This is a genomic window from Myxococcales bacterium, assembly GCA_022563535.1.
GTDB lineage: Bacteria > Myxococcota_A > UBA9160 > UBA9160 > UBA4427 > DUBZ01.
This window is the reverse complement of the sequence record JADFNE010000095.1, coordinates 1-11,329: the sequence shown is the minus strand read 5'-3', so window position 1 is coordinate 11,329 and position 11,329 is coordinate 1. Positions and strand designations below refer to the sequence as shown.

At 58.5% G+C, this 11,329-nt stretch carries 12 protein-coding genes; 7 read left to right on the top strand and 5 right to left on the bottom strand.

What is annotated here, in order from left to right:
• Positions 1–453, bottom strand: a 453-nt coding sequence (locus IH881_18685) for an ammonium transporter (protein MCH7869727.1), incomplete at its 3' end; no start/stop codon positions are given.
• A gap of 114 nt (positions 454–567) precedes the next feature.
• On the opposite strand from IH881_18685, the gene IH881_18680 reads away from it, so the two are divergent.
• The gene (locus IH881_18680; GenBank protein ID MCH7869726.1) at positions 568–1,113 is read left to right on the top strand and encodes a hypothetical protein; all 546 of its coding nucleotides are present in this window, start codon (positions 568–570) and stop codon (positions 1,111–1,113) included.
• A gap of 124 nt (positions 1,114–1,237) precedes the next feature.
• Here IH881_18680 and IH881_18675 read toward each other — a convergent pair whose 3' ends face one another.
• A complete protein-coding gene (locus tag IH881_18675; GenBank protein ID MCH7869725.1) occupies positions 1,238–3,157 on the bottom strand; it encodes a HAMP domain-containing histidine kinase in 1,920 nt (639 codons plus the stop codon).
• A 283-nt stretch (positions 3,158–3,440) separates the two neighbouring features.
• On the opposite strand from IH881_18675, the gene IH881_18670 reads away from it, so the two are divergent.
• Complete coding sequence (locus IH881_18670; protein MCH7869724.1) at positions 3,441–4,091, top strand: hypothetical protein; 651 nt, start codon at positions 3,441–3,443, stop codon at positions 4,089–4,091.
• 7 nt (positions 4,092–4,098) lie between these two features.
• On the opposite strand, the gene IH881_18665 is transcribed toward IH881_18670, so the two are convergent.
• The 3 genes from IH881_18665 to IH881_18655 form a co-directional block, all read right to left on the bottom strand.
• Complete coding sequence (locus tag IH881_18665) at positions 4,099–4,341, bottom strand: hypothetical protein (protein ID MCH7869723.1); 243 nt, start codon at positions 4,339–4,341, stop codon at positions 4,099–4,101.
• A gap of 75 nt (positions 4,342–4,416) precedes the next feature.
• Positions 4,417–5,094 carry an alpha/beta fold hydrolase gene (locus IH881_18660; GenBank protein ID MCH7869722.1) on the bottom strand — a complete coding sequence of 226 codons (678 nt, stop codon included), beginning with the start codon at positions 5,092–5,094 and terminating at the stop codon, positions 4,417–4,419.
• 69 nt (positions 5,095–5,163) lie between these two features.
• The gene (locus IH881_18655; protein ID MCH7869721.1) at positions 5,164–6,477 is read right to left on the bottom strand and encodes a serine/threonine protein kinase; all 1,314 of its coding nucleotides are present in this window, start codon (positions 6,475–6,477) and stop codon (positions 5,164–5,166) included.
• A 295-nt stretch (positions 6,478–6,772) separates the two neighbouring features.
• On the opposite strand from IH881_18655, the gene IH881_18650 reads away from it, so the two are divergent.
• The 5 genes from IH881_18650 to IH881_18630 all read left to right on the top strand — a co-directional run bounded on the left by IH881_18650 (position 6,773) and on the right by IH881_18630 (position 10,974).
• Positions 6,773–7,273: an FHA domain-containing protein gene (locus IH881_18650; GenBank protein MCH7869720.1), complete on the top strand. Its 501-nt coding sequence runs from the start codon at positions 6,773–6,775 to the stop codon at positions 7,271–7,273.
• Between the two features lie 43 nt (positions 7,274–7,316).
• On the top strand, positions 7,317–7,823 hold the full coding sequence (locus tag IH881_18645) for a cyclic nucleotide-binding domain-containing protein (protein MCH7869719.1): 507 nt from the start codon (positions 7,317–7,319) through the stop codon (positions 7,821–7,823).
• Positions 7,824–8,018: 195 nt separating this feature from the next.
• Positions 8,019–9,629, top strand: a complete 1,611-nt coding sequence (locus IH881_18640) for an EAL domain-containing protein (GenBank protein ID MCH7869718.1) — start codon at positions 8,019–8,021, stop codon at positions 9,627–9,629.
• Entirely contained in the window at positions 9,630–9,884 is a 255-nt protein-coding gene (locus IH881_18635; protein MCH7869717.1) for a hypothetical protein, read from the top strand.
• 397 nt (positions 9,885–10,281) lie between these two features.
• Positions 10,282–10,974 (top strand): hypothetical protein, encoded by a 693-nt coding sequence (locus IH881_18630; protein ID MCH7869716.1) that lies wholly within the window; start codon positions 10,282–10,284, stop codon positions 10,972–10,974.
• Positions 10,975–11,329: the final 355 nt, after the last annotated feature.

Below are 11,329 nucleotides of genomic sequence, written 5' to 3'. Positions count from 1 at the left end.
CCCCAAACTTCGAGCGGGAAAGACATCGGCGGCTTTAGCGCCCACCATCAAACCGCTGCTGATTCCGAACATGAAGGCGAAACCGGCGGCCCAGTAAGCGACCGCAGCCACCGAAATGGTCATCAGGTTCTTGGCCATGATGTTTCCGGCGTTCTTGGCGCGCGTAAAGCCGCCCTCCAGCATGGCGAAGCCCGCGCCCATCCAGAAGACGAGCGCTGCGGAAAGGATGGTCCAAACGATGTTCAAATTCTGCTGAACTTCACCGACTTTGCTGTCAATGGCCTCGGTGACGGCAGCGGATACAGAAGCTTCCGCTTCCACAGCTTCTGGTTCCACCGCAGCCGCAGCGGCGACTTCCTCCTGTGCCCAGGCCAGGGTGGCAAAACCCACCGGACTCAAAAGGGCCAACAGAATGCTACAGGCTACCCAACGGATAATTCGATTCCTGCTCATTTTTGGAGCTCCCTCCTCTTTGGACCTCTTGTTCAATTCGGTCTCTGGCCCCCGTAAGGGGTGGCCGGCTTCGGTTACTCGGCGATCAGCGGTGCTCACGGTTCGAGCCTGAAAATGGAAATTACCAATTCAAATATGGACCCCATGACGGATTCGATCTGGCTCGTTGTGATGACCCTCGACACGAACGGGTTTGACGGAGGCCGGGACGGCTTCAACCAGATCGGCTTCGGAGCAATTAAGGACTGGGATTTGACTACGTTGATGCTCCTCAGCGTCACGGGCCCCGGGGATGTCGACCTCTCAGGCGGATGGTTTGAACCGATAGCTGGAAACATAACTTCAGGGCTGGGAAGCCCTTGTACAGACATGCCGAATCTCTTCAAGGTCTGCGTTGACGGTTACTCCGACATTTACTCCGACTCCGACATCAATGGCGACCTCGTAGGTGAGTACGTCTGGACCTTCCAATTAACGGGTGGCTACGTGCAGGGCACTGAGGATTGGCACTGGGGCGGGCAGTACTCCGACCTAGGTGAAGCAGGGGCCGTAGACGGTTGGATCATTTCTACCGATGATTTCATCATTCCCGAGCCCAGCGCTGCGCTGGTCTTCGCAATCGGATTTGGTGTCATCTCGGCGGCCCAGCGCAAGAACTAGGCCGTGTTGCGGGTCTGGCCCGCAGTAAGTTACTCGCAGTCCAAGAGTGCAACGCAAAAGGCCAGCTTCCCTTCGTGGAAGCTGGCCTTTTGCATTAGCCAGCAGCGGGGCGGCGCCATCATCGCTAGGCCTCTTCGTGCCTCGCAATTTCCATTGTGACCGTCGCCCCTTTGCCTTCATGGGAGTGGACCTGCAGCGACCCGCCGTGCTGCTCCATGATGCCGTGAGCAACGCTCAACCCCAGTCCCGTGCCACCCTCATCGCGTCTCGTCGTGTAGAAGGGGTCGAATGCGTGTTCCCGCGTCTCATCCGTCATGCCCGCGCCTTTGTCGATTACGCGCAGCCTAAGAAGCTCTCCTACACGAGACAGTTCAACTGCCACCCGAGATCCGCTCTCGCTCGCTTCGATTGCGTTGCGCAGCAGATTTACGATCACCTGCTCCAGCTCGATCGCATTCCCCCATACGGTGGATGCTCCGAGGTCGCCAGCGCAATCGAGCCCACTTTCGATCTGGCATTCGATTTTGACGTTCGACCGGGTTGCGTAGTGGTCGGCGAGCTTCACCGAGCGCAGCAGGACGTCGGCGAGCTCGACCGCACGCTTCTGTGACGTCTCATCCCGTGAGAATCGCAACACGCTTCTGACGATCTCTGCGCAGCGTCGCAGTTGTTCGACAATGCCCCTCAGCGCATTCTCAGAGTTGGCCTTGTCGCGCAGGATCAGGGCGTCGTCCGCCTGCAGTTGCATGATTCCGAGCGGGTTGTTGAGTTCATGGGCGAGGCCCGCGGCGAGGGTGCCGAGGGATGCCAGGCGGTCTGACCTGTGCAGCGCCTGGCGCGACGTTTCCAGCTCGCGGGTTCGCTCGGCGACCAACACTTCGAGTTGTTCTCGGTGCAATGCCAAGCGGTCCTGGGATTCCTCGAGTTTGAGTTGAATCGTGCGAAGCTCGACATTCTGGGTCGCGAGTTCGTGATTGATTCCCTCCAGCGCAGATTGGCTGCGCAGCGCCTTGACGCGAAGTCGGCTCTCGAGACGATGGCCCCACCAGTTGCGCATGGCGAGTGCGCTGATGAAGACCAAAGAGGCAATCGTGACATAAGGGATCAGATTTGCGACGAGTCGGTCGCGCTGAACCAGGGCGACCGCGAGCACCCCCGCGAAGGCGAGGGGCGGAAGCAGGCTCTCCCACTGTTTTGCCAATGCCTGGCTCTCGGCAGAGGACCCATGGGCTGTATTTTCGTCTTTCATGTGGCGTTGCTCGAAGGCGGCCCAGATGATGAACGATGCACAGACAAGAATCGAGCCACTCGAGAGAGAACTCACTTGATATCCATCCCCCATCAAGGCGCCGATGAACATGAAGTTGTCCAACGCGTTGAAGCAGAGGCCGATGAAGATGAGCGACGTGACCTGACGTCGGCGCCCCCAGCCATGGAGCCAGAGGACGATCAACGCAAACAAGGATGCGGAAACGTTGAAGGTTCCGTGCAAGACCGTGATGTCCGCGAAGTAGCTTGGAATCGACCCGCTGAGGAAGTCCACGTTGGCGAAGATGTACATGAGCAGGGTTGCGGAGAAAATGATCCCAAGGTTGCCAATCTGGATGAATGCATCGTCTGTGGACGGAGTTCGGATGCGGTAGTGCCAGGATCCGAGGATGAAGCAGATGGGAAACCCGAGATAGAAAGCGTCCATGGGGACGGATGCGGGCAGTGCAATGCCCAGGAACAAGTCGTGGCTGGCCCACATCAGCTCTCCGACAGCGATGCTCAAGCAGCCCGTGCCGAAGAAACGCCAGGCTTTGCGCTGGCTCCCCCCCAACTTCGCAGCCGTGCGGAAGCACTGGGAGGCGGCTGTCAGCGTGAATACGGGAAAGACGGCGCCGACATACCAGGGGGTCCGCTCGTGTGCGCTGCCGAGCCAGAGCAGCCACGCCGCGAAGACGATCGCGGTACAGAGTGACGCCAGGAGCAAGAGACGCAATAGCGCGACGGAGGTGGTGTTCAGTTCCTCCGGCTCGCGCGCGACCATGTCCACCTTCATGTCAATTCATACTCCGCATCGTGGTGCGGGATGTCTTGGGGAGGCCCCCTCACTCCTCGATAAGGGCCATGTTAGGCGAATCCAGGGAGTACGCCCCTGGCGAAGAAAAAGTGCAATCTACGACTAGAATTGTTCGCGTTGCAGGACGCCCGAACATATCATGGGCGCCCACATCGCCCTTCCCAAGACGTCGAACAGAGCTGAGTGTGAAGCGAGAGAAACTTTCCCGGTGTGCCCGGTGTGAATGTCGAACTGATCAACATAATGGTGGTTGTGAAACAAGATGGATAGGACGTTAGCGGTGACACTGAAGAGCAAGGCCGTCAATGGTTGGAATTTGTATGCATTGATCATGATTCCAATTTCCCTGCTTGTCGGGTCGGCGATGACCCGAGTCGACTTGTCCAATCCCGATGACATTTCTTCTTTGATCCAGGTGTCGGTTCGGTGTTCGGTTCCCTGGCTCTACCTGGCCTTTGCCGCGTCGTCTCTGCAACAATTATTTCCCGGCGAGTTGAGTCGCTGGTTGATGCGCAACCGGCGAATCATCGGTCTGTGCTTTGCCGGTGGCATGGCCTGGCAGTTGTTGTTCATTTTATGGATGGTGATCGGCTATTGGCACTACTACGTAGACGAAGTATTTACCGTTGCCGACCTGGCGACCCAGATACCCGGCTATTTGCTCCTGACCGCCATGACGCTGACCTCATTCATGCCCGTGCGCCGCAAGCTGAGCCCAAAGCAGTGGCGAACGCTGCACACAGCCAGCATCTATTACCTTTGGGGACTGGTCTGGAGCACGTATTGGTTCGAGCTCAACTATTACGGAGATATCAATCCTATCGATTACGTTTACTACTGGGGCGGTTTCATCGCCTGGGGATTGCGCGTCTGCGCCTGGAGCAAGAAGCGCTTGCGCCTTGCGGCGCTCTAGCACGGCGCTACAGCCTGGATTTGACCATCAGGAAAACACCCACAGCAATCAGGGATATGGGGATGAAGGGGAGAATGGTTGTCAAGTTCTGCAGCGCGTTGACTCCGTCAAAGATCTCCAGTCCTGTCGCTGCCCAGAAAGAGCCGAAGGCAATCCCGAAAATTCCAGTTCCCGCAGCGGCTATACCCGCAATCATGAGGAGCAGGCGAAGTGCTTCTGATGTGTTCACTTGTTTCGAGACGTCGACCATGGGGATGTCTTCTCCGTCTGCCCGGAGGCAGTTCAAGCTTTCGATTGGCTCCAACCTACGTCAGGTCGCTTGGGTTCAATCGTCGAGCTGAGCGATGAACTTCAGCAGTGCGTCATGGAACATCTTCGGCTGGTCCAGGTATGCGGGGTGGCGAGCACCGGGCAGAATCAGGACTTCCGCCTTCTTGAAGCTCGCCGCCAGTGACGTGGCTTGTGCTGGTGGGAATAGCTTGTCCCGTTCGCCCCAGATTACCAGCGCGGGCACCGGGCTGTTCTTCAACCTCTTTGCGTATTGGACGGACTCCACGGGCGCAATCGGAACGTAGCCAGCCAAGCGATCCGGATGATTCAACACCAGAGGGAAACTGACTCTGCCACTCATCGACGGAGAGACCAGGACCACGCGGTCGATTTTCAAGTGCGCAAGGAGGTCCACAGCGAACGTGGAGAGGTCGCCACGGTTGGCCGGAGACTTCCCGAAACCGGGCAGATCGACGGCAAATACTCGGTGGCCTGCCGCCGCCAACGCGTCGATGGTCCCGAGTTCCTTCCAGGTTGCTGAGCTGAAGGCCCCGCCATGGAGCAGCAGGATAGGGCGCCCGGCTATTGGACCGGCCACTTCGCGGAACAAGGGTGTGCCCCGAAAATCCTTTTGCTCGGCCGAGGCGCGAGTAGGGTCTCCAACGAGTTCCATCATCGCGATCACGCAAGCCGCAATGACCGCTTCATGTCTGCATCGATTTAAAATTCGCATCGCCGCGGATTGTCGTATCGATTGCTGATTTTCGCAAGCCGGAGCCGAAGAGTCGACTCGTGGGATCGTTCAAGCCTCGTCGAGTACACCCAGCGACTCGACCCTGGCGACGAAGCAGCCCATATCCCTGGGTCGCAGATTCGGATCCTTCTCGAGCATCGAGGCCACGAGTTCCGAGATCTCCGGCGCGAGTTTCGGACACAAGTCGATGAGGGGATCGGGAAGTTGGGTGATGTGCTGGGCCATGACCTGAGACATGTCCCCCTCGAAGGGAGTTCGCGTCGAAAGCAGTTCATAGAGCGTGATTCCGAGCGAGTACATGTCCGTCGCCTTGTCTGTCGCCTTGCCGCCGGCTTGCTCTGGACTCATGTAGGGCGGGGAGCCCATTGTGGCCCCCGCGACGGTGTGGACCGACGTTTCGATCAGTTTGGCGAGACCAAAGTCGGTGAGCTTCGGTGTCAGATCTTCCGAAAGCAAAATATTCATCGGCTTGATGTCACGGTGAATGATGCCCCGGGCATGAGCCGCCGCGAGGCCACTCGCAATGGGTACAACGACCTCGAAAGCCTGGCGCGGTGAATAAGCTCCCCGCAGATCCATCTGGTCCGCAAGGTCTCCTCCACGGGTCAATTCCATCGCAATCCAGAGCTGACCGTCGTGATCAAAGAGATCAAAAATCTGCACCACGTTCGGATGACTGAGACTTGCGAGGGCGCGCGCCTCCTGGTGGAAGCGGTCGGTCAACTCCTTTTCCGAGCACATCTGAGTGGGGAGTTGTTTCAGGGCTACGTCGCGTCCGAGCACTTGGTCGGTGGCATGGAAGACGACCGCCATCCCGCCGCGTCCAAGTTCCCGATGCAGCAGATAACGCCCGTCGGGTCCGACCGATTCAGCGTGGGCTTCGTCTCGCGACTCCGGAGGTTCGACGGGTTGGATGAGCGTTGCATCGGTCCTCATCACAGACGCCGCAGTATCCAGGGCGTGGGAAGATTCGTCCCCTACCTGACGGGCCTGCGTTGCTTCGAGCGCTCTGATCTTTCGCTCGATCTCGCTGCGACTGGGGGAACTCACCAACTGTCGCAGTGCCTCGCGGTAGAGTTCGAGCCCCAGTTGCGGATCTTCCTTTACGCGGTGGTCGGCTCGGATCGTCAGGCCGCGGGCCCGCAGCGCTGCAAAGTTCATCACTCGCGGCATTGAGACCCAGACGCTGAGACCCCAGACCAACGTGGCACAGACAGTGCCGGCGGCAATCCAAGTTGTCGGTGCGCCTGGGTCGATTGCGAGGAACTCGTCGATCTTTCCGAGTAGTATCCCAGTTCCGAGATGGATTCCTATGAGTACCGCGGCAAAGATCGCATGATGGAGCGCGGTTTTGCGAAGCACGAGCCCAATCAATTCGGGTCTTCGGAGGAGAGCAGGCCATTGCACCCGGGCCTCGATCGCCTGCTTCCACAGGATTTGGGATCGGGACTTTGTACCACTCGACGATCGCGTCTTTTTTCTTCGGGGAACCGCAGCCATTGCGCTCTATATCGGCGGACGCTGGGTTCGCCTGTATGCACCGCGTGCCCGGTTCTCGCTGCCGATCGATTTCTGTCCTTCGGAGATTGGTGCGGATTACCGATGCCTCGTCTAACCGTGATGCACGCAGAGACCTGCAGCAACTACAGGAGTCCCGATGTCTGGTTCGAAATCGCCTGGTTCAAAGGCGCTTGGTTCAAAGGCGCCCGATTCAGAGTCTGGTTCAGACGTCTCTCGGGATTCGGAGCGAACGGAAACCTCCTCGCCCCGGCGCGCCGAGACCATCTCCATCGGCGGTGTTGCTCCGGCACGCAGTGAAAGTCAGCGAACAATCATGCCGGTTTCGATTCGCAAGCACGCGTATCTCAGTATTGTGGGCGGTTCTCGGAAGTACGCCGAAGTCGAGTTGGAGAGCGACATCACGACAATTGGCCGCGGACCCGACGTAGACTTCGTACTGGAAGAACCATCTGCCAGCCGACAGCATGTATCGATCACCAGGACTGCTGCAGGCCACGTCCTGCGCGACCTCGGCAGCACCAACGGCACCTACCTGATGGGCGTGCTCAACGACGAAGAGCGGTTCCTCGAAGACGACGATTGCTTCAGGATTGGTGGAACCGAAATCGTGTACCACGCCGCGCGCCGCGGCGACTGAGGTCGAGACACGGGCCTTCAGCTTCGGACTCAGTGACGTATTGATGAACTCGAGCTCCCTAGATCGACTGCACTTGTTCAATCTCCAATCCGAGGCGAAAGCGGAATTGCTCGAGACGTCCCGCTGGGCAGATCAGTTTGGTTTCTCGGAGCTGGAAGCACTCTCGATACCCAGGCGAGTGTACCGCGCCGAGGCAGGTGATCTCGTGGTTGCCGAGGGCGAACTGGAAGCGTTTCTGTGTTTGGTGATCCGCGGCGCGGTCGAGATCGTCAAGCTGGATTCGAACGGCTTGAGCAAGTCCCTCGCGCGGATCGGACCGGGGAAGACTTTTGGCGAAATGGCATTGATCGACGGGCGGCCACGCTCCGCCACGGTCCGGGCTGTCAGTGAATCGACCCTGATGATCCTCGACCCGGAGGGTCTCGCGAGCTTGAGCGACGACAAACCTCGCCTCGCCCTGCAGTTCGTGTTGATGATTGCCAGGGATTTGAGCGCTCGTCTGCGCCGCACCAGTGGCATGCTGGTGGACTACATCGGCTCCGGAGCGTAAGACGCGCCTCAGCGCGCGATCGCCTGCAGACTCCTCCGGGAAAGCCGGTTTCCCGGCCAAAATGGGGAGTAGTTGGCGGAGGATGAGTAAAACCATGACGGATCGGGAGTGTAGAGCCCGGATTGCGTACAGGCCTAATGCGGAGACGCGGGCAGGCCGAAATATGCAGTAGCAGTAGTACAAGGAGGACATCCGATGCTCGGTTCCACGAAGAACCCGTATTCGCTGACCTCCGGCGATCCGGACCGCGGAACATTCGTCTCTTATTTTTTGGGCGCGGTCATTCCTCTCGCCGCCCTGGGCTACATGATCGGTCGCTACACGGCCTTGAACGCCGGAGCACTGAGCGAAGGTCTGGGCTTTGCCCCTCTGGACCCCGCGCAACTTCTCGGACTGTTCATAGGCATTTCGTGTTTGTCCTTGGCGTGTTTTTTCCTGCTCCGAAAGCTCGTCAAGCATTCCATTGAAGTGAATCGTCAGCTCGCTCAATTCGATTCGCTAACGGGCCTGCCAAACCGTCGTCTGTTCAGGGATCGAGCCGAGCAGGCTCGGCTTCATGCCCGTCGAGAGCGCACGCTCTTCGCCATCTGCTTTCTCGACCTCGATGCATTCAAACGCGTAAACGACACACTCGGCCACACCGTGGGCGACGCACTTCTGTGTGAAGTGGCGAAACGATTGGTGGGCATCGTACGTTTTAGCGACACGATTACCCACGCGGATAATAACGACTCGCAGCTGGGTGTTGCTCGCCTTGGGGGCGACGAATTCACGCTTCTACTCAGCGGGATCTCTGACGCCCACGGCGCAGACCGCGCAGCGCGACGCGTGCTCGAAGCGCTGCGCGCTCCTTTCGATGTGGCGGGCCGCGAACTCGTTGTTACCGCAAGCCTCGGCATCTCGATTTATCCCACAGACGGAGAGGACGTCGAAACACTGCTAAAAAACGCGGACACCGCGATGTACTGCGCCAAGGAACTGGGGCGCAACAATCTCAAGTTCTACTCGGGGTCGATGAACACCGAGTCCGAAAGAAAGCTCGACCTCGAGGAACGACTGCGCAAGGCATCGTCTCGCAACGAATTATCCGTGAGCTACCAACCGGTGCGAGATGCTGAAACCGGCCGAGTCATTGCGGCCGAAGCTCTGGTCCGCTGGAAAAACGCCGAACTCGGGCCGATCTCCCCAGAAGAATTCATTCCAATCGCGGAGGACGCGGGCATGATCGATTCGCTCGGCGAGTGGGTACTCCGTACAGCCTGCGCGCAGGCTCGCGCCTGGCAGGACGACGGCTTCCGGCCCATCCGCATGGCGGTGAACGTGTCCGGCCATCAGGTCCGGAAGTCGAACTTCGTGGAAATGGTGCGAGAGGCCCTGCAAGAGACTGGATTGAGCGCTGCGCAACTCGATCTCGAGATCACGGAAAGCACGATCATGCAGGAGGACAAGCTGATCGATGCTGCGTTCGAGGAACTGGACAACATGGGAATCGGCCTCACGCTGGACGATTTTGGCACTGGGTATTCATCGCTCACGTATCTCAGGCGATTCCCGATTACTCGCGTGAAGATCGATCGCTCGTTCGTTGAGGGAATCCCGGAAAACGCTGAGAACTTGGCCGTCAGCGGGGCCATCATTTCGATGGCGCACCATCTTCTGATGTCGGTGGTTGGAGAGGGTGTGGAAACCGAGGAGCAGGCGCAGTCACTTCGCGAACTCGGATGCGAAGAACTTCAAGGTTTTCTCTTCAGTCCGCCAGTTCCCGCTCCCGAATTTCTTCAGTTCTTGGATCGAGAAAAAGAATAGGTGCGCAAGATTATCGCAGCGTGTCTTCTCGTTGCCGCGGTCTGGGTAGGCGCGGAAGTTGGCCATCGCGGTGTGGATGCTGCCTTCGGGGGACTTTTTGCGAATAATCCCGGCAAGCCAAGCGCGACAAATGGCACTCAGGCCAAGCCTCGTCGCACCATGGATGCGTTCCAGCGCGCCTGGGACAGTTCCGAGCAACGGGTGGATCGACAACTCGAGCCACCGCCAGGTGTCGATGACAATGTTGGTCAGTAGATAGTTCACTTGTCTGAAACAACGGTGGAACTCCCTACTTGTCGCGGAAACTCTCGAGTTCATCCGGTTGTGCGTATCCGTACGCAACAGAAGGTAGTTCGTCGCAGTTAGTTTCTACGCCCGCACTCCGACCCAAATGTTTGTGCAGGACGCGTGCAAGCAATTGCGCATTCTGGTTCGTCATGGTAGTTTGAAAACTTCCGAAGAGGTGGCTGTTATTCAGGGCCACATCCTTCGAAGGCGGTAGCCCCTCCAGCCGCTGGCTCGGAGTTGTCTCGGTATCAGCTTTAGAAGTCCCCCGTAGCGTGGCACCCTGTTCAACTATTTCCACCCCTTCGTAACCCCAAATCTTCTCCTGCTCAGCCGATGCAGGGGCAGACATACGAAGGAAATGAATATGCCTCTACAAAGTGTACTTTCCGTTCGAATTCGGCCCGAGAAGATCCAGGAGCATGAAGCGCTTGTAGCTGATATCGCCCAGCGGGCACGTGATGCGGGTGAGAGTTTTCATTGGACCGCGCATCAGGTGATGATGGGTGACCTGCAGACCGTTCACTTCAGTTCGGTATCAGATGACTTCAACGCGCTGTCCCAGCGCGGCCAAGCACCCGAAATGGTGACGCGGCTGCTGGGGGAGAAGCAAGCGCAGAAGACGGAGTCCGCGATCAACGCCTGCACTCTGGAAGTTCGTCTCAGCGTATTCACCGAGCGCGCGGATCTCAGCTATCAGCCAGACCAACCTGTCGAAACGCCACCCCTTTCGGCAAACACAACGATTCGCGCTCGAAACGGTGAGTTCGAGGCTTGCGAGGAGTTGCTGCGCAAGGTGGCGGAGGCCATTCCCAAGGTCGGAGATCCAGCCAAGATCATCACCTGGCAGCCGGTGATCGGCGATCTGGGAGTTTATGTGGCCGTGCGACCGCTTCAGGACCTGGCCGATCTCGACAAGCAGATGAGCCCGCCGGAGCTGCTGAGCGCAGCGTTCGGTCCCGCTGAGGGTGGCCTGATCTATCGGGCCGGGCTCAATGCGATCGAAAGCGCAACACGCGACATCGTGATCCTGCGACCGGATCTCTCGAACCCGAAGTAGGTCGCAAGGTCAACACCGCATTGGCGCCTCGATGGAGCGGGGCGCCAGTTCAGGGTCATATTTCATAGCGGTCCTGCACCACGCACTGAGATTGAGCGAAGCGTACATTCGCGGACGGCTTGCCAGCTAGTGAGCAGGAAACCGGACTGGCGTTCGCGTCAGTTTCGTGCCCGAGCCTGCTGCCAAGTCAATGCAAGCTTGAGCAGGACTCCCAATTGACAGATGTGAGGCAACAGCCAACCGACGGACGCGTACACAGTCGGCGCTTTCTCGGTATTGCGAGGAAGTTGCACGGACGCGCGTATCTGCTGGGGCGGGTGGTCGCTCCTGTTCGCCATGTTGACGTCCAGAGAGG